This window comes from Bacteroides sp. RTP21281st1_H5_RTP21281_210402, assembly GCF_040918965.1.
GTDB classification, from domain to species: Bacteria; Bacteroidota; Bacteroidia; order Bacteroidales; family Bacteroidaceae; genus Bacteroides; species Bacteroides congonensis.
In genome coordinates this window covers 21,303-44,129 of record NZ_JBCOWR010000027.1, presented here as the reverse complement: position 1 = coordinate 44,129, position 22,827 = coordinate 21,303, and the positions used below count along the sequence as shown (strand labels likewise).

Genomic DNA, 22,827 nt, shown 5'->3' with positions numbered 1-22,827 from the left:
GGCAAACATAAAATTACTGTTTGCTAAAATTAATGGATTTAGCACATAAAAAAGCACGGAATTTGACGAAGAACCAAGAGGAAATAATGGAAAAGGTTATGGAACTATTATTGGAGAAGGGATTTTTCCATAAGGAGACGTTCGAAAAATATGGTGTACTGACTTCGGAAAGAATTCAGGAAGTGTGGTTCGAAGCAACTACGCGGCGAAAAATAGATTTCTCCCAATTACCTTATATATTGGAAAACAAAAAGAAAAAAGGGAAACAGAAAGAGGATGCGGGTAAAGAAAATGCAGACATTTTTCCAACTCAAGAGAACGTGAATCCGGAAAATGATGACATTTCCGGACAAACTAAACTAAAGCAAACTAAACTAAATCCTGAGGAAGAAGAAATAAGCGATGCTTTGTTTGAAATTCCGGGGTATGCCTACAATCAGGCTACGCACAACATAGCTGGGCTGATAGAAAGCCTGGAATGCCATAAAGTGACGAATCCGAAAGAGAGGCAGACGATTCTCCGGATGTCGGATTATGGCAGGAAAGGTACTCAGGTGTGGAAACTGCTTTCCAACACGTCCTGGAACAAAATCGGGGCGCCGGGGAAATATATCATTGCGGCGTTAGCCGGCGGACGGAAACAAGCCGGATGATAAAAAGCTGATAAAAAAGGTACGAAAAATCTGTGCTTTTCACAAATTCTTCGTACCTTTACACTCCGGTAAAACAAGTTCTATCCACATAAAATATAACAAAATGGAAAACAGAAGTTTAGTAACCATTGCCGAACATTCTAAAGAAAAAATCCTCTACATGCTCGAAATGGCGAAGCAGTTTGAAATGAACCCCAACCGCCGGTTATTGCAAGGAAAGGTTGTAGCAACCCTGTTCTTCGAGCCTTCCACCCGTACCCGCCTGAGTTTTGAAACAGCTGCCAACCGTCTCGGCGCCCGGGTTATCGGATTTACCGATCCCAAGGCTACCAGTTCTTCCAAGGGGGAAACACTTAAAGACACGATTATGATGGTGAGCAATTATGCGGACATTATCGTCATGCGCCACTATCTCGAAGGAGCGGCACGCTATGCCAGCGAAGTGGCTCCGGTGCCTATTGTCAATGCAGGAGACGGAGCCAACCAGCATCCGTCGCAAACCATGCTCGACCTTTACTCTATCTACAAGACTCAGGGTACGCTGGAGAACCTGAATATTTTCCTGGTAGGCGATTTGAAATACGGACGCACCGTACATTCACTATTGATGGCAATGCGCCACTTTAATCCTACTTTCCATTTCATCGCTCCCGAAGAGCTGAAAATGCCGGAAGAATACAAACTCTATTGCAAGACTCACCAAATAAAATACGTTGAACATACGGACTTCTCCGAAGAGATTATCGCTGATGCCGATATTCTATATATGACCCGTGTGCAACGCGAACGTTTCACCGACCTGATGGAATATGAACGGGTGAAGAACGTGTATATCCTCCGCAACAAGATGCTGGAAAATACCCGTCCGAACCTGCGCATTTTGCACCCGCTGCCACGTGTCAACGAGATTGCATATGACGTGGACGATAATCCGAAAGCGTATTACTTCCAACAGGCACAAAACGGCTTGTATGCCCGCGAAGCAATTCTTTGCGATGTGTTAGGTATCACATTAGATGACGTTAAAAACGATATTTTATTATGAGCGAAAATAAACAAGAACTGCAAGTAGCTGCCCTTAAGAACGGGACAGTGATTGACCATATTCCATCTGAAAAGCTCTTTACCGTAGTACAACTGCTCGGTGTAGAACATATGACGAGCAACATCACTATCGGATTCAATCTCGAAAGCAAGAAGCTGGGCAAGAAAGGCATCATCAAGATTGCGGATAAGTTTTTCTGCGATGAGGAGATCAACCGTATTTCAGTGGTTGCACCTCATGTCAAACTGAATATCATCCGTGATTACGAGGTAGTGGAAAAGAAGGAAGTGCAGATGCCGGACGAGCTTCGCGGAATCGTGAAATGCGCCAATCCGAAATGTATCACGAACAATGAGCCGATGGCTACGTTATTCCACGTGATAGACAAGGATAACTGCATCGTGAAATGCCATTATTGCGAGAAAGAACAGAAACGTGAGGAAATTGCCATCCTCTGAATTCTTTGATTCCTCATTTTTAAATCTTCATTCAAATTGAAACAGGACTGGAAACCAGGAACGATGATCTATCCGCTGCCGGCTGTACTAGTCAGCTGCGGAAAAGAAGAAAGTGAATATAACATTATCACTGTGGCATGGACGGGTACGATTTGCACAAACCCGCCCATGTGCTATATATCCGTACGACCGGAACGACATTCTTATAAGATTATCAAACGGAATATGGAATTCGTTATCAACCTGACAACTAAAGACATGGCTTTTGCCACCGACTGGTGCGGGGTTCGTTCGGGACGCGATTATCATAAATTCAAAGAGATGAAACTTACTCCGGGACGCTGTACGGTAGTCAGCGCACCGCTGATTGAGGAGTCTCCCCTTTGTATCGAATGCCGTGTGAAGGAAATTGTTTCTCTCGGTTCGCATGATATGTTCATTGCGGATGTGGTGAATGTACGCGCCGATGACCGGAACCTGAATCCCGAAACCGGAAAACTCGAACTGGCGGAAGCTAATCCGTTGGTATACGTACATGGCGGGTATTATGATTTGGGAGAGAAAATCGGTAAGTTCGGATGGAGTGTAGAAAAGAAAAAGACATAAACTAAGGACGATATAGCCATGAATATGCTGCGCAAAATCTTTCTTTTCGGTTCGTTATCTGTAGCCTGCATGGCTTTCGGGCAGAACTTTAACACAGATAGAGTAGACCGCCCCAATACGAAGAAAATAAATTTCGGTATCAAGGCGGGATTCAACTCGTCCATGTTCATGGTATCTGAATTGAAGATTAAGGATGTGACGATTGACGAGGTGCAGAATAACTATAAAATCGGTTATTTCGGAGCCCTTTTTATGCGCATCAATATGAAGAAGCACTTCATTCAGCCGGAAGTATCGTACAATGTGACCAAATGCGAGATTACTTTTGACAAGTTGGGATCGCAGCATCCTGCCATCGAGCCGGATTATGCTTCGGTGCAATCTGTACTGCATAGTATCGACTTCCCTGTCTTGTACGGGTATAATGTGGTGAAGAAAGGGCCGTATGGAATGTCTATCTTTGCAGGCCCGAAGCTCCGCTATTTATGGGGGAAGAAGAATGAGATCACTTTCAAGAACTTCGACCAGAAAGGTATTCACGAGAAGTTGTATCCGTTCAATATCAGTGCCGTGATCGGTGTCGGCGTCAATATTTCCCGTATCTTCTTCGATTTCCGCTATGAGCAGGGGGTGGGAAATATTTCCAAATCCATTGTGTATGATAATATCAATTCCGACGGTAGTACGGGAGTCAGCAACATCACTTTCCGCCGTCGCGACAGCGCGTTAAGTTTTTCGCTGGGATTCATCCTTTAGAAATAAAATATCATTAAATCCCGCTTTTTACTAACATTTTTCTTGCACTTCCTTCATTCTTTATTTATTTTCATTAACTTTGTGCGCTTAAAAATAGGTATCTCGAATTAGAAATTTAATCTTACTTATAAAAGAATGAAAAGAGACGACTTAATTTTCGACATCATCGAAAAAGAGCATCAACGTCAGCTGAAAGGTATCGAGCTGATTGCATCAGAAAACTTTGTGAGTGACCAGGTAATGCAGGCAATGGGTTCTTGTCTGACCAACAAGTACGCAGAAGGTTATCCGGGCAAACGCTATTATGGTGGTTGTGAGGTTGTAGACCAAAGCGAACAAATCGCTATCGACCGCCTGAAAGAAATCTTCGGAGCCGAATGGGCAAACGTACAGCCGCACTCAGGAGCGCAAGCTAACGCAGCAGTTTTTCTGGCTGTCCTGAATCCGGGCGACAAATTCATGGGATTGAACCTTGCACATGGCGGACACCTTTCTCATGGTTCACTGGTGAATACTTCGGGGATTATCTATACTCCTTGCGAATATAACCTGAATCAGGAAACAGGACGCGTCGACTACGACCAGATGGAAGAAGTCGCTCTGCGCGAGAAACCGAAAATGATTATCGGCGGTGGTTCTGCTTACTCACGCGAATGGGACTACAAACGCATGCGCGAAATCGCTGACAAAGTAGGCGCTATCCTGATGATCGACATGGCTCACCCGGCCGGTCTGATTGCTGCCGGAGTACTCGAAAACCCGGTAAAATATGCACATATCGTCACTTCTACTACACATAAAACACTTCGCGGACCTCGTGGTGGTGTCATCATGATGGGTAAGGATTTCCCCAATCCGTGGGGCAAGAAGACTCCGAAAGGTGAAATCAAAATGATGTCTCAATTGTTGGATTCTGCCGTATTCCCCGGTATCCAGGGCGGACCGCTGGAACACGTGATTGCTGCCAAGGCAGTAGCTTTCGGCGAAATCCTGCAACCTGAATTTAAGGAATACGCCAAACAGGTACAAAAAAATGCGGCTGTACTTGCACAGGCTCTTGTAGACCGTGGTTTTACCATCGTTTCCGGTGGTACTGACAATCACTCCATGCTGGTAGACCTGCGTAGCAAATATCCTGACTTGACAGGTAAAGTGGCAGAAAAAGCATTGGTTTCTGCTGATATTACCGTTAACAAGAATATGGTTCCGTTTGACAGCCGTTCGGCATTCCAGACTTCCGGTATCCGTTTGGGTACTCCTGCCATCACTACCCGTGGTGCTAAGGAAGACTTGATGATCGAAATTGCTGAAATGATTGAGACTGTATTGTCTAACGTAGAAAACGAAGAGGTTATTGCACAGGTACGTGCACGTGTCAACGAGACAATGAAGAAATATCCTCTTTTTGCTTATTAAAAATATTTATATATATGATAGTTTTAGCCGGCTATCATATTCTGATTTGTGAATTTTCATGGGTCTGCTCTTTGTGAAAAGGGCAGACTTTTTTTTGTATTTATTAACTCCGCTCTCCGAACTATCTGTCAGGTATTTCGTTTTTCTTATTGCAAAAAGGATATAAAAAATATCTCTTCAATAAAGATGAATTCAATCGTACAGTGTGCAAGAAGAGATATAAAAAAGCGCACTGGACTCTATATACAAGCATCCCCGTCTTTCCCTATTGATTTATAAGGAAAGACGGGGATTTACCAACGTAGCGTTGGAGCAAGGTTTCCTTGCGGTTCAACTGTTGTTAACTCAGCCCTTCAATTTCTCCATCCACAATGTCGATATGCAATGCCTGCGGCTCTTTCGGAAGTCCCGGCATACGAAGGATTTCTCCTGCTATCGCCACAATCATTTCCGCACCGTTATTGATAACTATATCCTTGATATGGAATTCGAAGTTATTCACCGCACCATAAATTTTAGGATCGGCAGAGAATGAGTATTGCGTCTTGGCGATGCAGACCGGATAGTGTGTAATTCCCATTTTCTCAATCAGCTTGATACGGTTGCGGGCAATGCTGCTGTAAGTGATGACACTTGCTCCGTAGATATTAGTAGCTACCTTTTCAATCTTCTGCTCTATGCTGTCTTCTTCTTTGTACGTATAACGCAGAGATTCAGACGGTTTGTTTTCGATGGTGTCCACTACCAGGCGTGCCATATCCACTGCCCCCTCTCCGCCTTCACTGAATGCGTTGTTGATGGCAAATCCTACGCCCAGTTGTTCGCAATGCTCGCGAAGCAGTTCCATTTCTTCATCCGTATCGGTAGCGAACTTATTGAAAGCAACAATCACAGTCTGTCCGAAAGAGCGGAGATTACGGACGTGCTTGTCGAGGTTGCGCAATCCTTCTTTCAGCCCTTCCATGTTCGGTTCCTTGATGCGGTCGAGACTGACGCCGCCATGCATTTTCAGCCCTTGCGCCGTGGCAACGATTACTGTCAGGCGTGGTTGAAGCCCGCTTTTACGACATTTGATATTATAGAACTTTTCCGCACCGAGGTCGGCACCGAATCCGGCTTCTGTGATTACGTAGTCGCCGAAAGACATGGCCAGTTTGGTAGCCAGGATAGAGTTGCACCCGTGGGCGATGTTCGCAAACGGGCCACCGTGTACGAAAGCGGCAGTTCCTTCAGTGGTTTGAACCAAGTTGGGGTGGATGGCATCTTTCAGCAATACAGTGATGGCTCCTGCCACCCCCAGGTCTTTAACTGTGAAAGGTTTGTCATCGTAAGTGAATCCGAGCAGGATATTTTCAATACGGCGGCGGAGGTCGTTCACGTCTTTAGAAAGGCAGAGGATAGCCATAATCTCTGAAGCGGGTGTAATGTCGAAACCGGATTCTTGGGTGATACCATTCGATTTCGGCCCCAACCCAACGACAATGCTGCGCAGTGAACGGTCGTTCACATCGAGCACCCGACGCCAAAGGATTTCTTTCAGTCCGAAACCTTTCGCCTGGTTCTGATAAAGATAATTGTCCAACAAGGCGGAAATCATGTTGTGCGCAGAGGTGATGGCGTGAAAATCACCGGTGAAGTGGAGATTGATTTTGTCCATCGGGAGTACTTGGGCGTATCCGCCGCCGGCTGCTCCGCCCTTCATGCCGAAGCATGGGCCGAGAGAAGGTTCGCGCAAGGCAACAATAGCGTTCTTTCCTATTTTATTGAGTCCCAGGGCAAGACCGATAGATACTGTAGTTTTACCGATACCCGCTTTGGTGGCTGTAATGGCAGTTACCAGGATAAGGTTACTCTTCTTTACTTTCTCCTCGTCAATCAGTTGTTCGGGAATCTTTGCGATATAGCGACCATAATTTTCTACTTCCTCGCGGGGGATTCCGATACTTTCAGCAACTTGCTTTACTTTCTTCAGCTCAATGCTGCGGGCAATTTCTATGTCTGATTTCATATAGAATATGGTTAGTTTTATTTTGAAAATGCAAAAGTAACAAATCTGCGTCGAGTAACAAACTCTTTCCGCACAATAACTGTTGTAAGTAACATAAACCTAAACAACAACTTAATTATGGAATGGATTATTAATCAACTAAGGGTACACCCGGAGCTTGCCATTTTTCTCACTCTCTTTGCGGGATTCTGGTTGGGCAGGCTTAAAATCGGGAAGTTTTCTTTAGGTACTGTGACCAGTGTCCTGTTGGTCGGGGTATTGGTAGGACAACTGAATATTACCGTAGACGGCCCGATGAAAGCCGTATTTTTTCTGCTCTTTTTATTTGCCGTAGGCTATAAGGTAGGCCCGCAATTCTTTCGCGGGCTGAAAAAAGATGGGTTACCACAAGTGGGATTCGCCGTGCTGATGTGTATTGTCAGCCTGATAGCCCCGTGGATACTGGCCAAAATCATGGGGTATCATGTGGGGGAAGCTGCCGGATTACTGGCGGGTTCACAGACTATTTCAGCCGTTATCGGTGTGGCAAGCGACACAATCAACCAGTTGGGTATCAGCGAAGCGCAGAAGGCTACGTATATCAATGCCATTCCGGTGGCTTACGCCGTGACTTATATTTTCGGTACGGCAGGCTCGGCATGGCTCTTGGCTTCCCTAGGCCCGAAGATGCTGGGCGGACTGGACAAGGTAAAGGCGGATTGCAAAGCATTGGAAGCACAAATGGGGACTTCGGAAGTAGATGAACCGGGATTCTCTCCTGCCCTTCGTCCCGTGGTGTTCCGTGCCTATAAAATCACGAATAAGTGGTTTGGCAAAGGAAAAAAAGTCAGCGAACTGGAAACCTATCTGACCGGGAAAGACAAACGGTTATTTGTGGAACGGGTTCGCCAGCAAGGAGTCGTGAAGGAAGTCAGTCCTGACATGATTCTCCAACCGGGAGATGAAGTAGTATTGAGCGGACGACGGGAGTTCGTTATCGGTGAAGAAGATTGGATCGGGCCGGAAGTGGTGGATGCACAGTTACTCGATTTTCCGGCGGAGACGTTGCCGGTCATGGTTACTCACCGGACTTTCGCGGGAGAAAAGATTGCGACGATCCGGGCACAGAAGTTTATGCACGGTGTCAGTATCCGCAGCATCAAGCGTGCAGGTATCAATGTTCCTGTACTTGCGCAGACGGTGGTGGATTCGGGAGATATCCTCGAACTTACAGGAATGAAGCATGAAGTGGAAGGAGCTGCCAGGCAGATGGGATATGTTGACCGTCCGACTAATCAGACGGATATGATTTTCGTAGGGCTGGGTATTTTGGTCGGCGGTCTTGTCGGTGCGCTTGCCATTCATTTGGGCGGTATTCCTATCAGTCTCTCCACAAGTGGCGGCGCATTGATTGCCGGACTTCTATTCGGCTGGCTGCGCAGCAAGCATCCTACGTTCGGTGGTATCCCCGAACCTTCTTTATGGGTACTGAATAATGTAGGATTGAACATGTTTATCGCGGTAGTCGGCATTGCCGCAGGTCCCAGTTTTATAGCCGGATTCAAGGAAGTGGGAGTTAGCCTGTTCATCGTCGGCGCGCTGGCAACAGCCATTCCTCTTCTTGCAGGGTTGCTGATGGCAAGGTATCTGTTCAAGTTCCATCCTGCCCTGTCTTTGGGATGCACAGCGGGAGCACGTACTACAACTGCCGCGCTGGGAGCTATCCAAGACGCGGTGGAAAGTGATACTCCGGCTTTGGGATATACTGTTACCTATGCTGTCGGCAACACGTTACTGATTATTTGGGGAGTGGTTATCGTGTTACTGATGTAGACGTTGACCGGATATTTTAGACAATTCATTAACAAATTATAGATTTCACATTATGGAAAAAAAAGACAATAGCCCGGCTATCAGCAAAAGCTACGCCAGGAGAATGGAAACCATCAGCCCGTTCGAGCTTAAAAACAAGCTCATTGACATGGCGGATGAAAGTATCAAGAAAATAGCGCATACCATGCTGAATGCCGGGCGAGGTAATCCGAACTGGATTGCTACCGAACCACGGGAAGCGTTTTTCCTGTTAGGACAGTTCGGGCTTTGCGAATGCCGCCGTGCGTTTTCACTGGATGAAGGGATAGCGGGTATTCCACAAAAGGCAGGAATTGCCGCACGTTTCGAGGCTTTCCTGAAAGACAATGAGAAAGCGGCAGGTGCCAACCTGCTGAAAGAAGGATACAACTATATGTTGATGGAACACGCTGCCGATCCGGACACGCTTGTTCACGAATGGGCGGAATCCGTTATCGGCGACCAGTATCCTGTGCCCGACCGTATCCTGCATTTCACGGAACTGATAGTACAGGATTATCTGGCACAGGAAATGTGCGACCGCCGTCCGCCGAAAGGAACTTTCGACCTTTTCGCCACTGAAGGGGGAACGGCTGCCATGTGTTACCTGTTTGATTCACTGCAGGAGAACTTCCTGCTGGATCAGGGAGATGCCATCGCATTGATGGTTCCTGTATTTACACCTTATATCGAGATTCCGCAACTACGGCGTTATCAGTTCGATGTTACCGAAATATCTGCTGACCAGATGACGGCCGACGGACTGCATACGTGGCAATATAAGGATGAAGATATTGACAAGCTGAAAGATACGCGAATCAAGGCATTGTTTATCACGAATCCGAGCAATCCGCCCAGTTACGCGCTCAGCGCGGAAACTGCCGCCCGTATTGTCAACATCGTAAAGAATGACAATCCGAACCTGATGATTATTACGGACGACGTGTACGGAACATTTATCCCCCACTTCCGTTCGTTGATGGCGGAATTGCCGCATAATACGCTTTGCGTCTATTCTTTCTCCAAATATTTCGGAGCTACGGGATGGAGAGACGCGGTTATTGCATTGCACGAAGACAACATCTACGACAAAATGATTGCCCGCCTGTCGGCGGAGCAGAAGGCAATCCTGAACAAGCGTTATTCGAGCCTGAGTTTGCAGCCGGAAAAGATGAAGTTTATCGACCGCATGGTGGCAGACAGCCGGCAAATTGCACTGAATCATACCGCAGGGCTTTCACTGCCGCAACAGATGCAGATGAGTCTGTTTGCCATGTTCTCACTGCTTGACAAGGAAGACCGCTATAAAGCCAGGATGCAGGAAATTATTCATCGCCGTCTGCATGCGTTATGGGACAATACCGGTTTCACACTGGTGGAAGACCCGCTGCGTGCCGGATACTATTCGGAAATAGATATGCTGGTATGGGCGAAGAAATTCTATGGAGATGATTTCGTCGCTTACCTGCAAAAGTCATATAATCCGCTGGATGTAGTTTTTCGTCTGGCAAATGAGACTTCACTCGTGCTGCTGAACGGCGGCGGCTTTGCCGGGCCGAAATGGAGTGTCCGCGTATCGCTCGCCAATCTGAATGAAAACGATTATGTTAAAATCGGGCAGAGCATCAAGCGGGTACTGGAAGAGTATGCCGAAACCTGGAAAGCATCCGTATCATAAGTTTATTTAAAACGGGAAGTATCAATTTCTTCCCGTTTTTTCTCTTTATATCCACCGAATTTATAGTTGAAAGAAATGCCGAACTCACGTGTTGTTCTCATATAATGGTTCTTCACGTTCTGATTGCCGAAACGGATGCGTGTGGAAATGGTAGAGGTATTGAATATATCATCGCATTTCAGTGTGAGTTGCGCCTTGCCCTTGGCGAAAGTATAACGCAGTGCTGTATTCAGGTTTCCCGAACGGGGAAGGTCGAATGTTCCCTGTATCATTTTGTTTTGATAAAAGCCGGTCAGGGTCAGCTTCAAATCCGGTTTGGTGGAGAGGGTGAAGGTATTGTTCATGGTCAGCACAAATGTATAGAGTTTGCGGTCGAACGGAATATCCCAAAAATCGCTGTCCTTTTGGTGGTAACGAAGTCCGACTGCCGTCAGGCGGGAATCCAGCCAATTCTTTATTTTAAACGGAACGGCCATCATAATTCCTGCCTGTTCTGAAAAGTCGAAGTTGAAAAATTTATAGATTTCTACCAAGCGGTCGGGAGATTGGTAAAGGGTCTGCATCTCATTATTTTTCGTATAGCTGTAATAGGCGGAAAAGACGTATTTGCCTTTTAAGATATAGCTAAGTGTCGTTTCATAATTCGCGGCGGGTTTGAGCAGGGGATTGCCCTGGATTTCGGAATAAGCACCCATATAAGAGGAGGCGTTCTGTACGCTCCAATATTCGGGATATTCCTTATCGCTGCTTAATGAGAGTTGCAGCATGTGCCCGGTGGCGGGAGTATAAGTAAGGTTGGCAACCGGATAGAAGCTCCATTCATTCCAAATGTCCGTATGATATTGTTCGGCCGCTAAAGAGATATCCGCCGAGAATTTCCGCCCGAAGCTTTTGCTCAGGCCGGCGTAGAAGTTGAGGGTTTGTTCACGGCGGCGGGACTGCATGTTATTGTCAGGCAGCAGGGTTTCAGTTTCGGGTTCGTAGTATCTTTGGAAGCTATGGTCTAAGGCGGTCGTGTATGCCATGCCATAGTTCAACCCCCAGTCCTTGCCTAAGGTATGTTCTTGTCCGGCATAGAAACGCCATTGGTTGATTCGCTGGTTATCCCGGCTTAGGAAGTTCATGGTTTCGTTTCCCAGCGTACTGTATAGAAGTTGGCTGCCGGGAGAACGGTAATAGGTAAATTCCACGCCGGCTTTCAGGCCGAACGGGGTTTGATAGTCGAGTTTCGTATTATGGAGCTGATTGTCCGCGTGCGAGTTTGTCAATGAGTTTTGTGCGCCGGTCACTGTGGCTTTGTGTTTGGAGTCTGTAAAGGCTGTTGTATATACAAGGCTGAGCAGATGTAGGTCTGTAAAGGCATAATCCATTCCGAGACGTATCTGATGGCTGTTGTTACGGGAGATTGTGTTTTCATACATATCCATCTGATGCGTTGAACCGTCGGCAAGCGTGTGAAGCGCTTCTTTATCCGTCTCTCTCCGGTCGCGGTCGTAAGAGTAAGAGTAAAGAAGGTCAGCAGAGAATTTACGGCCGGAATAAAGAAGGCTTCCACGCTCTGCCAAGGATTCGAAATGGTTTTGATTAAAAGCGGTATAGAGTTCTCCCTGAAGGGAAGGTTCGTATCCTGTGCCTGAAGCCAGTACCAGGTTTATCATAGCACCCCGGACTTGGTAACGTGCTGGGGCGGAGTACATCACTTCCGCCTTTTCGATCCGGCTGACGGGGATTGATTTCAATAATGCGTTTAATTGTCCGGTAGACAGGGTGGTCACTTTTCCATTGATAACGACGGTTACTTCCTGACCGCCCAGCATCAGTCCTTCCCCCAAGTCCATGACTCCCGGAAGGTTTTTCACGGCGTCATAGGCATTGTCTACGGGCAGGTTGCCTACCAGTCTCGGAAGGTCATAGACCAGCTTTCCCTGTTCCGCCTTAACGATGGGGCGTTCGCCGGTTATCATTACTTCGGGCAGTTCTTTGAATATGCTGTCGATGTAAGCTATATTTTTCACGCTATCCGCAGGGGCTTGCATTTGCTGTTCCTGCTGCGCCGCTACCGGCATCCATGCGCAGACGCAAAGCGGAAGTAGTAAACTGATTCGTTTCATTTCGTATTTCATTAATTTTGGTACTCTGCAAAATACGGCAGAAAAAGCGAGACTTTGCGTTATCGCCCGCTTATCTAGTGTTATTTAGTCTTATCGCCCGCTACCATACAAAACAAAGAAAAACAAGGTAATAATACCGATAACAGCTTGAATAACAACATCATGTGTCAATTGTTGGTTTTTTAGGGAGATAGGCTTTACAGGTCAAAAACAAGCCTTTTGAAGACAAGTTGGAGTTACCAATTCGTTACCTATTCCCAAATAAATCGTTACCGGTAACTATTTAATAACAAATTGTATATCAGCAATTTACAAGGGCGACATTTCATAGTACTGCTTCATTTTTCATAGAGATCATCTGAAAAGAAAGCATTAATTTTATCACCTAAAAAGATGTTCTTATGGAAGAGAAAAAATCGACATTCAAAGTGCTATTCTATTTAAAGAAGAGTGCACCTAAAAAAGACGGAACAGTACCCATTATGATTCGTATTACTGTTAACGGAGTTGACAAAACAAGAAGCGCAAAGATAAGCGTACATCCCGATCGTTGGGATAAGGTAAAAATGAGAGTAACAGGGAGAGACGCCTACGCTACAAAAATCAATAGTACGTTAGATCTTTGGGAACGTAACATTGGAGCTAAATACGATACGCTGTTCCATTATGAAGGATATGTTACCGCAGAGAAAGTGGATAATGCAGTTATGGGAACGGATATTAAGAAGATGACCCTCTTAACATTGTTCAAACAACACAATGATGAATTTAAGTTGAAAGTCGGAAAGACCAGAGCCGAAAGTACCCATCGCATGTATTGTGATGTGTACAATCATGTCTCTAACTTTCTGAAACTGAAATATAACATATCAGATATTCCGCTAGTTGAATTAAAAGAAAGCTTTATTAAAAACTTCGACTTTTATTTACGCTGTGAAAAGAATTTCAGAGCCAACACTGTACGTCTCTATATGGTTCCACTGAAAAGAATTTCAGCAATGGCACATGACTACAATATCATAGCCATTGATCCATTCAAGCACTTTGTAGCAGAAAAAGAAAGTGTGGATATAGGATATCTAACAATGGATGAAGTTGAAGCAATGATTTCGGTAGAATTACCGACTAATTTATTAGAAATTATCAGAGATATGTTTATTTTCTGCTGTTTTACAGGCGTTTCGCATACTGATTTAAAAATGCTCACTAAGCAAAATATACAAGATTTTTTTGATGGAAATAGTTGGCTAATATATAGGCGAAGAAAGACCCATATAAAATCAAGTATACCATTATTAGAGATCCCGAAGAAACTACTGGAAAAATATCGTGATTATCAAATTGGAGATCGTATTTTTCCTGTTCCTGAATATGATCCGTGTAATAATCTTATAAAAATCATCGCAGGGTTTGCTCGTATAAATAAACACCTGACGTTCCACCTTTCGAGACATTACAAATTGTCTTTACCATTGAAATTTAATGACTTGCATAAATCTGTCTCGTGATAGGTAACGACTTAGAAACGAGCAAAGTTCTGTATTCTATCTTGTTTTGCATTACATCAAAAGAACGCCTTTCTGTGAACAAAGATAATTTATTTCCAATAAAAAAACAAATCAAGTGCATACAGAAACCAATGTAAAATGACAGTATAATTATTTTGTGAAAAATTCGCTGTTACAGAATGAAGATAGCACATGAAGTTGCCCCCCTAATCCCTTCATGTGCTATTTTTATTGTAATTTTTCTGTGTTTTATCGCCTGAACTTATCCGGCAGGACATGATACTCCGGAAGAAGTCCGATGGCCCTCTTCTGATTCAGTCCGTAAAGTCATGTCATGCCACTTTATTCTTCCTTTTTTTGATCTTGTCTATCATCAGTACAGCATTTGCCGTATGTATTCCAAAGAAAATCCACAGGATCTCAGTCCTACAACTTATTGTTTTTTCCGGAATAACATTTTTACTTGGAGCAGTATTTCCAATAGATTTATCTTGAACAGACAAAACATCTTTGTCTTGGTTAATATCTTCGACCGGACTTCCTGATGTTTCTACTTCTCCCCCACCAATACATTTATTTTTAACTGATAAGATATTCTTTTTTATGGATCTGTGCGGTGGATTATTTAATTTATTCTTCTTGTTTCTTTCGTATTTACTAAAATACTTTCTTTTACTCTTTCTGTGTTTACGGTTTACTGAATGGAATTTATGGTGAATCCTTCTTTTAGTCCTGTTTTTCATGATTGATAGAATTAATATTCTCAAAGGTAAGTAAATATAGTGAGAAGTCCTTCCATATTCGTACATAGATTTAAAGAATTCTCTAATATACTAACAATTCATAAGACATACGCTGTGACTAAAGAAATTCATTGCAGGCATATTAAAGAAATCAAGGAGTTACTCTTTTTCATTCAAAAGCTGTAACCCTTCCAGATAGCAAAACAAATAAATAAGGCGCTCATTAATGAATAAAAAATATCTTCAGAATAATCAGGAAAAGAGACTATCGACAGTTTATAGATAAAATCTCTCCTATATTAGTTGTATAACATTGGGACAAATGGCTTTGCTTCAAATGCCATTTTGCAGATGCATCAGTACCTTGGGCTGCCAAGCGAACACCATACTTATACTTATTGTTAATACGATCAATAGCCTCCATCAACTTGTTTGATTTTCCAGTATCACATGCATTAAAAAGATTCAATTGAACACAATCCTGATCTGCAATCTCCGTGATTATTACTCCAGCCTTTTTATAACGAAAGCCCGAAAGGAATATTTTCTTTAGTCCTATTTGCGCATAATGAATGATTTCTCTCGTATCCGAAGATGGAACCGGCAATTTAATAAAGATATTCTTTGCATATTGAGGCTGATCAGTCCGGAAGTGATTGGTATGTATAAATACCATTAACGACACAGCTACAGATTTTTGTTGTCTTAGCTTATGAGCACAACTACTGGCATAATTTGCAATAGCCTCTGCCAAATCTTCATATTGAGAAGTCATCTCACCGAAAGATCGACTGGTACAGATCTGTTTTCGAGAAGGAGGCATAAGTTCCATCTCAATACAAGGTTCACCCAAGAGTTCCCGATACGTACGTTCTCCCTCGACAGTGAGGTTTTTACGAACCCATCCGATTGGTAAACATATAAAATCATAAGCCGTCCTTACTCCACGTCTTTCCAGTTTAGCTGCCTGCTTTTTGCCTATGCCCCAGACATCCGCTACATCAAATAACCTCAATGCCTTTTCACGTTTATCATTATTATCAATGATACAAACGCTCCGGTAAGCAGAATACTTTTTAGCAAATTTATTTGCGACCTTTGCAAGCGTCTTAGTCTCCGCAATCCCCAAGGAAATGGGAATACCGGTTCCCCGTCTTACAGTTCTTACAATCTTTTCCCCATATTCGTAAAGATTGTAGTTCTGAAATCCGTTAAAAGATAGAAAACTTTCATCAATAGAATAGATTTCATATTCTTCAACAAAGTTACCGAACAGCGTCATTACCCGGTTAGAAAGATCCCCATACAAAGCATAATTTGAGGAATATACCGCTATATTATGCTTCTCGATCATCCCCCAACTCTCATACAAGGATTGCCCCATTTTTATTCCATGATTCTTCGCCTCATTCGACCGGGCAATAATACAACCATCATTGTTTGACAAAACGACAACAGGACGGTCATTTAGTGAAGGATTAAACAGGCGTTCACACGATACATAGAAATTATTGCAGTCGGCCAGACCTACCACTGGTTATCCTCCCATAACGAAATTGTTTAATATTTGAAACGACAATTCCCCAGACGAGAAAATCATCATCCTCTGATAATTTAATTTCAGGATAAGCCGGATTAGATGGTAAAAGCCAGGCACACCCGTTATCCACTTTCACCCTTTTCAATGTAAACTCCCCGTTAATATAACAGGCAGCCAGGCATTGGTCATAAGGTGCAATTGATTTGTCAATAATCAGTAAGTTACCATCGTCAATGCCATCCTCTATCATAGAATCTCCATTTGCAACAGTCACAAATGTTGTAGCATAGTTCTTGAGTAATATTGTGTTAAGATCGATCTTCCCTACAACTTGCTTCCGCACCAAAGAAGGCAGAGACGGATATTCTTCAGGTAATATAGGTAAGGACTCAATACCATGATGAAAATGCTCCTTATAAATTTTGATGTTAGCAATTAACACACCTAACAAGATCAGATCGTTTTTATCTTCTTCCCCAATCCTGCCAATTAAAAATTCACCATCTTTTATATAAGCTAATAAATCGTTTTCACGTGGAGTCAACGACTGCTCTATTACCAAAAGGTTCCCCTCTTCAATACATTCCTCATTAGAAATACCTTTCTCAGCAATAATAATAAAGGTATTATCCGGTTTCTGGACAATGACCCGATTCATATTTATACTTTCCTGTAGATAATCTGTCGCAGGACTTGGAAATCCTGCTTTGATTCCATCTCCAATGAAAGTAACTTCACTCACGTGCATCGCTTGCACGCCATATATAGTTATTCCTTTTTTTTTCATTAATGATCTCCTGACACAAAATTAGGAAGAACTTTAGTTAAGTGATGCAAGGGAAAAAAAATAATGCTGATTTATAGTTAAGAACACCCTTAAATTATCAAATAGAACTCTAACAGAAAGAAATTTTGCAATGATGAAAGCTTAATCAACCATTACTATAATATTTGTAAAGTATATATAGAATCTATAATTATTAAGGTATTCTCTGTTTTCTTTTAAAAGAATGCTATTTATGGTAACCTTTTGCGCAATCTATTGATTAACTTTGTACCTAAATAACAGGGAATTCATGAGAATCAATACATTGCCTCAATCATTTGAATACAACATAAGAAACCTATACACTCCAGTTCAGCCAGCAGTAATGGGTACTGATGGCGAGATCTCATATGTTGAATTAGCGCCTGATGCCCAACTACAAGACTTTATTTATTGCTACTGGAATCTAAAGACAAATAAGCCGCTAAATAATATATACAATTATCGTGTAGTTTCCGATGGGTGTATTGATGTCGTTTTTAACTGTACTAATCATGATGAAGCATATATAATGGGGTACTGCAATTCTTTTGTGAAGATTGGTATTGATAAAGAATTTAGTTATTTTGGAGTACGGTTTCTACCGGGTATATTCCCTTTACTATTTAATATAGATGCGTCAGATTTAAGTAATCATTACGAGCATTTGAATATCGTACAACCTCATTTATATAACGCAATTCAACAATCGGAAAATGAATGCTCATGTCTTCAAAATTTGTGCAATGAACTCAATCGCTATTTCATTAATCATATTAATAAAACAGATAAACTTTTTGATAATAGATTTTTCTGTGCATTAGAAACTATTCTAAAAAGCAAAGGACTGATTAATATTGAGAAAGATTTGAATGATGGAATAAGTAGTCGTCATTTACAACGACTTTTCAATTTTTATATAGGAGATACAGCCAAATCTTTCTGCCGAATTGTTCGTTTCCAGAATCTTTTAAAGATTGATCCTTCAATCAAATCAATAAAAGCCGAAAAATCATTTTATGATTTTGGTTACTATGATCAAACTCATTTCATAAAAGAGTTTAAATTATTTTACGGTAAGACTCCCTCAAAGGTTGCTGCTGAATAAGCTGTCCGATTTTTCCTATTTTTGAAAAGTTCTATGTTTTAACTTCGCGGCATGGAATTACATAACATAAAGGAGCTGCTTATATCTTATGTAATAGCCAGTAAAAATGAAGCTAAAGATAAACAGCGATTGAAGAACGTCTTAATGACCAGGTAATGAAGTATATAGAAAGATATATTGTTGTAAACAAATGGATTGAAAGTTATGAAAATTCTATCATATTAAAGAAAGATGAAAAAGTTGTAATCAACTTAGCTATAAAAGAAACTGATCCGGAATGGGTAAATTGGGTTTGATGTATAGCGGGCAATGGAATGACAGGTTGGATACCTATACAAATTTTGAACGTATGTGAAACCTTACCGAATGAGCGACAAATAGCTATTGCATTAGAAGACTATTCAGCTTATGAGTTACCAGTAAATCAAGACGAGATAGTAATCGGCTCAAGATGCCTAAATGGTTGGTTATGGTGTCGAAAGGAAAATTCAACCAAGGAAGGTTGGGTACCGATTAGATGTTAAAGCAATCTATTGAATCATTGTAGAATAAGCATTGCCGAAATGACAGAATAATACCGAATTTGTAGATTATTACTACAAGAAGACTATATATTACGTAATCCATAGTAAAAATGAAACCAAAAATAGACAACAATTTAAGAAATGCGAAGAACATAGGCACAACTATTGAGAAATACCTTAATGAAATTGGTATATTTACTTTAGCCGATCTTGCAGAAACAACCTCTGTCAAAGCTTTTATAAAGATACGTGAACAACATCCTGAAAAGACTATACCTGTGTGCTATTATCTCTATTCTTTAGAAGGAGCTCTATTAAACTTACACTGGAATGATATTCCATCAGAATTAAAAAAAGAACTAAAAGATAAAATTCAGGATTAACTATTAGAACAAATTTGATTAATGATTAGGCTATTAAATAGAATTAGCAGATTGATTCATTTTTACACTTATTAATATGACATATGAGATTACCTTTGCAAAAACAATAAGTACATTAAAATGATACGATTACAAAATATAAACCTAAATCCACCTGAGGATATACAGCAATTAGCAAATACTCACGCTATCGCTGTAAACTTACGGGATACTTTTCCATATCCTTATAAGATTGAAGATGCTACTACATTTCTTGATTTAGCTACAAATGGATCATTAGGAAACGTCTTCAGGATATATGAGAATAATACATTCGTTGGTTGTTGCAGCCTAATACCACAGTATGACGTATATCGTATTAATGCAGAAATTGGATATTGGATTGGAGAACCTTATTGGGGCAAAGGATATGCTACCGAAGCGGTAAGGTTATTGATAAAATTTGCTTTTGAAGAACTTGACTTATTGAGGATTTATGCGAAAATTTACGAGTATAATATAGGTTCAATGAAAGTTTTGGAAAAAACAGGTTTTGAAAAGGAAGCCATTATTAAGTCCTCGGTTATAAAAGAGGGACAAATAGTTGATGAACATTTATATAGTATTAGGAAAAAATGAAAAAAGATATAGGCGATCACATTATTAGTAAATTAGATTTGCAGGATATAGTTAAAGTGTTGTCTGATGAATTAAGCGGGTCGGAACTGAACACTGTTTTACTGGACGTTTTCAACAAGCGTGTTGGGCAGGAAACTCCCTCGTCTTTACTAAGTAAATATGAGGGTAACAAGCTTGTTAAGCCCGCCTTATTAGAAGATGTTTTAGAATATAAAGAAAATGAATTACGGTGCTATAAATTAATAGCAGGTAGAGGATTTGAACCCATAGAACTTTCCCCGGTCGCTCAGTTTGGGACAAGTAGTGTTATAGCAACAGTAGATCAGAAAAAAGTCCTTACTTCTTTAAGAAACACAGAAGTACAGGCAGACCCGACGAATGCAATAGCATTACATTACGCATTGTTAAAGAAAAAAGGAGAATTAGATAACAAAACCTATAATTACAGCAACATTTCACGGGTAATAAGGACACAGGTATTTAATAATCCTAATTTCACTCCTCATTTTACTGTTCTCGCCCTTATTTCATGTGGTAGAGATACTGGTAGCTTTAATTTTGAGAAAGAAGAACTATTAAAACATTTAACTACATCGTATGAAATATGTAAAAGTTACGGTGTGGAGAAAATATATTATGAGATTATTCCATGCAAAGGTTATGACAGTCAAAGCCCGCTTATAATGGAATCAATATCGTATGTCCGGGAAAAGAATAGTAATCTTGAGGTCTTGGTTATAGCACCGGAACATGATAATAACTATTATCATGGTTTCAGAATAAAGCAGCAAATAGTGATCGGCGGCAATACTATTGAAATTGCTGACGGTGGATTGCTTGATTGGACACAACAGCTATTAACCAACAAAAAAGAGCGAATGATGACATTCGGGCTTGGTATTCAGGTATTATATCACCTAACTAAATAAACATGGTAAAGAGTAAAGTCATATTTGAAGATGAAGAACAAGTAGAGATTAAATATCCTTGTTTTGAATTAAAGGATATTGTTGAGTATTATTTTGAAATATGTACTCCTAAAAATTCTATAACTCCATTTTCACTTGTGGCTTTGCCCAATGCTAATATCTTAGTTTCAATTTATATCTCCGATAGTAGTCAGACATTCAAAGTACCTCGTGAACATGGTATAATTGATACATCGGGTGATAAGATATCTGGTAGCTTAACAGAAGCGATCACTGTAATACACGCTCCCGGAACCCATGAATTTTCAATAAAATTCAAGCCGGGAGTTTTGTACTCCTGTTTATCTAAAGATATTTCAACTTTGGTGGATAATTATTTGTCTCTGCAAAAGTATCTAAATCAAAAAGTAATAGACGAACTAAAATTGCAAAGCTCTTTTGCCGAGCGAGTTCAGTTTGTAGAGAATTGGCTTTTAAATAATATGAAAATCTTTAGTTCTGATTTCAAACTCAACACTGTAATAAAAACAATTTACTATATCAATACTAATCGTAATTACAAATTGAACACAGTAAGTAAGGAAGTTGGTGTGTCAAATCCTACACTCAATAGATATTTCAAAGAAGTATTAGGTATATCACCCAAACAATGCTTTAAAGCTTTACGCTTTAAAACTGCATTGAAGAACTATCGTGCAAATGGTAGTTATGATTTATACGACGAATTGGGATATACCGACTTTTCCCATTTTGTAAAAGAAGCTAAAAATTTGGCAAACACAACTCCATCAGAACTATAAGAAAAAGAGAAAGTAATAAAGACTATAAAAGCACATTAATAAAATATTATCTATGACAATGAATGAAAATATGAAACTTTGGAAATACAGTGGGACATTTCTTGTTATAACAGGAGTAATCCACACAGTATATGCACTATTACTTGGGAAAGAGGACTTTACGGACATGATAAAAGATGGATTAATAAACTCCACAGATGACAGTTACAGCCGTGCTTTCGCCCTTTGGTTTTTAGTATGTGGGATTATACTTATTCTTTGGGGGCTAACACTCCAATGCTATATCAAAAAAGAGCAGAAACCCGCACCTCTGTTTTTGGGGTATTGTATTTTGGCGTTTGCTGTGGCTGGATGTATCATAGAGCCGATTTCCGGTTTTTGGCTGTTTTTGCCGCAAGCATTGATAATAATTACTGCAAATAAAAAAATGGAAACATGAAATACTTAAACCAAGAGATAGAAAACGAATTAAAAAATCAAGGAGCAGAACTGATACGTTTTGTCAGTATATCGCATTTAGACGAAAAGCAAAACAGACAACTCCCGAATGCCATCGTTTTTGCACTTCCGCTAACCGCAGAATATGCTAAAATGGTATTTAATATTCCCGACTACGTACAAGCACGGATAGCGGATAATTACAATTTCGACGATGATGAATATTCGCAAACCGAACATAAGGCGGGAGAAATAGCAGACGAACTGACCAAGTTCATCACCGGAAAGGGTTATAAAGCCATTTCACAATCCGATACAGGATTAGTGGCTGACGGCGTATTCAATTTTGAAACAAAAGAATCAGTATTGCCCCATAAAACCATTGCACTACTTGCCGGATTAGGGTGGATTGGAAAAAATAACCTGTTAATTACCCCTGAATATGGCGCAGCGCAATGTCTCGGTACGGTTTTAACTGATGCTCCACTGGAAACGGTATTGCATGAACCCTTATCTCCAAAATGCGGTAATTGCATTACTTGCGTCACTATCTGCGAGAGAAAGGTCCTTAAAGGTAAAGTTTGGAGTAGATCTGTTTCAAGAGATGAAATCGTTAACATACATGGATGTAGTACCTGTTTGAAATGCCTTGTGCATTGTCCCAGAACACAAACATATATAAAGAGGAAGATTGTCTGAATCTCCACAAGTAACAAACGAGAGTTCACAAGAATAAAAACGGAAAAGGGGGATGTGTCAAAACACCAAAAATATGAAAATCACCCCCGTCACAGATATCTGTAGCAAGGGTGATTTTGTTAAAAAGAGAGTTTTGACACACCCTCTTCGCATTTTCCTCTGATCCCTCTT

Annotated in this window: 21 protein-coding genes and 1 pseudogene; 17 read left to right on the top strand and 5 right to left on the bottom strand. The window is 41.3% G+C overall.

The genetic code is table 11. The annotated features are described in order from the left end of the window. Positions 1 to 74 precede the first annotated feature (74 nt). From AB5443_RS23510 to glyA, 6 genes and pseudogenes are all read left to right on the top strand, one after another. Positions 75 to 653, top strand: a pseudogene (locus AB5443_RS23510) (hypothetical protein); the annotation flags it as partial. A 103-nt stretch (positions 654 to 756) separates the two neighbouring features. Beyond that, a complete protein-coding gene (gene pyrB, locus AB5443_RS23505; RefSeq protein ID WP_044654187.1) occupies positions 757 to 1,698 on the top strand; it encodes an aspartate carbamoyltransferase in 942 nt (313 codons plus the stop codon). Next, positions 1,695 to 2,156, top strand: coding sequence for an aspartate carbamoyltransferase regulatory subunit (pyrI, locus tag AB5443_RS23500; protein WP_277135535.1), 462 nt, complete (start codon positions 1,695 to 1,697; stop codon positions 2,154 to 2,156). The genes pyrB and pyrI overlap by 4 nt, the downstream gene beginning before the upstream one ends. A 36-nt stretch (positions 2,157 to 2,192) precedes the next feature. Then, positions 2,193 to 2,762 (top strand): flavin reductase family protein, encoded by a 570-nt coding sequence (locus tag AB5443_RS23495; protein ID WP_277135536.1) that lies wholly within the window; start codon positions 2,193 to 2,195, stop codon positions 2,760 to 2,762. An 18-nt stretch (positions 2,763 to 2,780) separates the two neighbouring features. Beyond that, a complete protein-coding gene (locus tag AB5443_RS23490; protein ID WP_082073412.1) occupies positions 2,781 to 3,518 on the top strand; it encodes a porin family protein in 738 nt (245 codons plus the stop codon). A 135-nt stretch (positions 3,519 to 3,653) separates the two neighbouring features. Then, the gene (glyA, locus tag AB5443_RS23485; protein WP_044654190.1) at positions 3,654 to 4,934 is read left to right on the top strand and encodes a serine hydroxymethyltransferase; all 1,281 of its coding nucleotides are present in this window, start codon (positions 3,654 to 3,656) and stop codon (positions 4,932 to 4,934) included. 340 nt (positions 4,935 to 5,274) lie between these two features. On the opposite strand, the gene AB5443_RS23480 is transcribed toward glyA, so the two are convergent. Next, positions 5,275 to 6,942 carry a formate--tetrahydrofolate ligase gene (locus tag AB5443_RS23480; protein WP_022138024.1) on the bottom strand — a complete coding sequence of 556 codons (1,668 nt, stop codon included), beginning with the start codon at positions 6,940 to 6,942 and terminating at the stop codon, positions 5,275 to 5,277. 117 nt (positions 6,943 to 7,059) lie between these two features. Between AB5443_RS23480 and aspT the strand changes: the two genes are divergently transcribed. Both aspT and aspD read left to right on the top strand, forming a co-directional pair. Further along, positions 7,060 to 8,754 carry an aspartate-alanine antiporter gene (aspT, locus tag AB5443_RS23475; RefSeq protein WP_277135537.1) on the top strand — a complete coding sequence of 565 codons (1,695 nt, stop codon included), beginning with the start codon at positions 7,060 to 7,062 and terminating at the stop codon, positions 8,752 to 8,754. A 52-nt stretch (positions 8,755 to 8,806) separates the two neighbouring features. Beyond that, positions 8,807 to 10,450, top strand: coding sequence for an aspartate 4-decarboxylase (gene aspD / locus AB5443_RS23470; protein ID WP_368114528.1), 1,644 nt, complete (start codon positions 8,807 to 8,809; stop codon positions 10,448 to 10,450). Positions 10,451 to 10,452: 2 nt separating this feature from the next. Here the strand turns inward: aspD and AB5443_RS23465 are convergent, their stop codons facing one another. Beyond that, positions 10,453 to 12,561, bottom strand: a complete 2,109-nt coding sequence (locus tag AB5443_RS23465; protein ID WP_277135539.1) for an outer membrane beta-barrel family protein — start codon at positions 12,559 to 12,561, stop codon at positions 10,453 to 10,455. A 401-nt stretch (positions 12,562 to 12,962) separates the two neighbouring features. On the opposite strand from AB5443_RS23465, the gene AB5443_RS23460 reads away from it, so the two are divergent. Beyond that, positions 12,963 to 14,069: a site-specific integrase gene (locus AB5443_RS23460; protein WP_277135540.1), complete on the top strand. Its 1,107-nt coding sequence runs from the start codon at positions 12,963 to 12,965 to the stop codon at positions 14,067 to 14,069. Between the two features lie 332 nt (positions 14,070 to 14,401). On the opposite strand, the gene AB5443_RS23455 is transcribed toward AB5443_RS23460, so the two are convergent. From AB5443_RS23455 to AB5443_RS23445, 3 genes are all read right to left on the bottom strand, one after another. Further along, positions 14,402 to 14,812: a hypothetical protein gene (locus tag AB5443_RS23455; protein WP_277135542.1), complete on the bottom strand. Its 411-nt coding sequence runs from the start codon at positions 14,810 to 14,812 to the stop codon at positions 14,402 to 14,404. Positions 14,813 to 15,077: 265 nt separating this feature from the next. After that, the gene (locus AB5443_RS23450) at positions 15,078 to 16,346 is read right to left on the bottom strand and encodes a Y-family DNA polymerase (protein WP_277135543.1); all 1,269 of its coding nucleotides are present in this window, start codon (positions 16,344 to 16,346) and stop codon (positions 15,078 to 15,080) included. After that, a complete protein-coding gene (locus tag AB5443_RS23445) occupies positions 16,321 to 17,139 on the bottom strand; it encodes a S24 family peptidase (protein WP_277135544.1) in 819 nt (272 codons plus the stop codon). The genes AB5443_RS23450 and AB5443_RS23445 overlap by 26 nt, the downstream gene beginning before the upstream one ends. A 289-nt stretch (positions 17,140 to 17,428) precedes the next feature. Between AB5443_RS23445 and AB5443_RS23440 the strand changes: the two genes are divergently transcribed. From AB5443_RS23440 to AB5443_RS23405, 8 genes are all read left to right on the top strand, one after another. Further along, positions 17,429 to 18,265, top strand: a complete 837-nt coding sequence (locus AB5443_RS23440) for a helix-turn-helix domain-containing protein (RefSeq protein WP_277135545.1) — start codon at positions 17,429 to 17,431, stop codon at positions 18,263 to 18,265. 155 nt (positions 18,266 to 18,420) lie between these two features. Continuing rightward, complete coding sequence (locus AB5443_RS23435; RefSeq protein ID WP_277135546.1) at positions 18,421 to 18,561, top strand: hypothetical protein; 141 nt, start codon at positions 18,421 to 18,423, stop codon at positions 18,559 to 18,561. 338 nt (positions 18,562 to 18,899) lie between these two features. Then, positions 18,900 to 19,172: a TfoX/Sxy family protein gene (locus AB5443_RS23430; RefSeq protein ID WP_032531279.1), complete on the top strand. Its 273-nt coding sequence runs from the start codon at positions 18,900 to 18,902 to the stop codon at positions 19,170 to 19,172. A gap of 120 nt (positions 19,173 to 19,292) precedes the next feature. Further along, complete coding sequence (locus AB5443_RS23425; RefSeq protein ID WP_277135547.1) at positions 19,293 to 19,790, top strand: GNAT family N-acetyltransferase; 498 nt, start codon at positions 19,293 to 19,295, stop codon at positions 19,788 to 19,790. Continuing rightward, the gene (locus AB5443_RS23420; RefSeq protein ID WP_277135548.1) at positions 19,787 to 20,719 is read left to right on the top strand and encodes a hypothetical protein; all 933 of its coding nucleotides are present in this window, start codon (positions 19,787 to 19,789) and stop codon (positions 20,717 to 20,719) included. Before AB5443_RS23425 ends, AB5443_RS23420 begins: the two co-directional genes overlap by 4 nt. Positions 20,720 to 20,721: 2 nt before the next feature. Then, positions 20,722 to 21,519, top strand: coding sequence for a helix-turn-helix domain-containing protein (locus AB5443_RS23415; protein WP_277135549.1), 798 nt, complete (start codon positions 20,722 to 20,724; stop codon positions 21,517 to 21,519). Between the two features lie 70 nt (positions 21,520 to 21,589). Further along, positions 21,590 to 21,958 carry a DUF6463 family protein gene (locus AB5443_RS23410; RefSeq protein ID WP_277135567.1) on the top strand — a complete coding sequence of 123 codons (369 nt, stop codon included), beginning with the start codon at positions 21,590 to 21,592 and terminating at the stop codon, positions 21,956 to 21,958. Further along, on the top strand, positions 21,955 to 22,656 hold the full coding sequence (locus AB5443_RS23405) for an epoxyqueuosine reductase (protein ID WP_277135550.1): 702 nt from the start codon (positions 21,955 to 21,957) through the stop codon (positions 22,654 to 22,656). Before AB5443_RS23410 ends, AB5443_RS23405 begins: the two co-directional genes overlap by 4 nt. Positions 22,657 to 22,827: the final 171 nt, after the last annotated feature.

Bases quoted from the DNA above. Each gene is read 5' to 3' on its own strand.
- pyrB (WP_044654187.1), top strand. From the start codon at position 757: ATGGAAAACAGAAGTTTAGTAACCATTGCCGAACATTCTAAAGAAAAA.
- pyrI (WP_277135535.1), top strand. From the start codon at position 1,695: ATGAGCGAAAATAAACAAGAACTGCAAGTAGCTGCCCTTAAGAACGGG.
- AB5443_RS23490 (WP_082073412.1), top strand. From the start codon at position 2,781: ATGAATATGCTGCGCAAAATCTTTCTTTTCGGTTCGTTATCTGTAGCC.
- glyA (WP_044654190.1), top strand. From the start codon at position 3,654: ATGAAAAGAGACGACTTAATTTTCGACATCATCGAAAAAGAGCATCAA.
- AB5443_RS23480 (WP_022138024.1), bottom strand. From the start codon at position 6,942: ATGAAATCAGACATAGAAATTGCCCGCAGCATTGAGCTGAAGAAAGTA.
- aspT (WP_277135537.1), top strand. From the start codon at position 7,060: ATGGAATGGATTATTAATCAACTAAGGGTACACCCGGAGCTTGCCATT.
- aspD (WP_368114528.1), top strand. From the start codon at position 8,807: ATGGAAAAAAAAGACAATAGCCCGGCTATCAGCAAAAGCTACGCCAGG.
- AB5443_RS23465 (WP_277135539.1), bottom strand. From the start codon at position 12,561: ATGAAACGAATCAGTTTACTACTTCCGCTTTGCGTCTGCGCATGGATG.
- AB5443_RS23460 (WP_277135540.1), top strand. From the start codon at position 12,963: ATGGAAGAGAAAAAATCGACATTCAAAGTGCTATTCTATTTAAAGAAG.
- AB5443_RS23455 (WP_277135542.1), bottom strand. From the start codon at position 14,812: ATGAAAAACAGGACTAAAAGAAGGATTCACCATAAATTCCATTCAGTA.
- AB5443_RS23445 (WP_277135544.1), bottom strand. From the start codon at position 17,139: ATGAAAAAAAAAGGAATAACTATATATGGCGTGCAAGCGATGCACGTG.
- AB5443_RS23440 (WP_277135545.1), top strand. From the start codon at position 17,429: ATGAGAATCAATACATTGCCTCAATCATTTGAATACAACATAAGAAAC.
- AB5443_RS23435 (WP_277135546.1), top strand. From the start codon at position 18,421: ATGAAGTATATAGAAAGATATATTGTTGTAAACAAATGGATTGAAAGT.
- AB5443_RS23430 (WP_032531279.1), top strand. From the start codon at position 18,900: ATGAAACCAAAAATAGACAACAATTTAAGAAATGCGAAGAACATAGGC.
- AB5443_RS23425 (WP_277135547.1), top strand. From the start codon at position 19,293: ATGATACGATTACAAAATATAAACCTAAATCCACCTGAGGATATACAG.
- AB5443_RS23420 (WP_277135548.1), top strand. From the start codon at position 19,787: ATGAAAAAAGATATAGGCGATCACATTATTAGTAAATTAGATTTGCAG.
- AB5443_RS23415 (WP_277135549.1), top strand. From the start codon at position 20,722: ATGGTAAAGAGTAAAGTCATATTTGAAGATGAAGAACAAGTAGAGATT.
- AB5443_RS23410 (WP_277135567.1), top strand. From the start codon at position 21,590: ATGAAACTTTGGAAATACAGTGGGACATTTCTTGTTATAACAGGAGTA.
- AB5443_RS23405 (WP_277135550.1), top strand. From the start codon at position 21,955: ATGAAATACTTAAACCAAGAGATAGAAAACGAATTAAAAAATCAAGGA.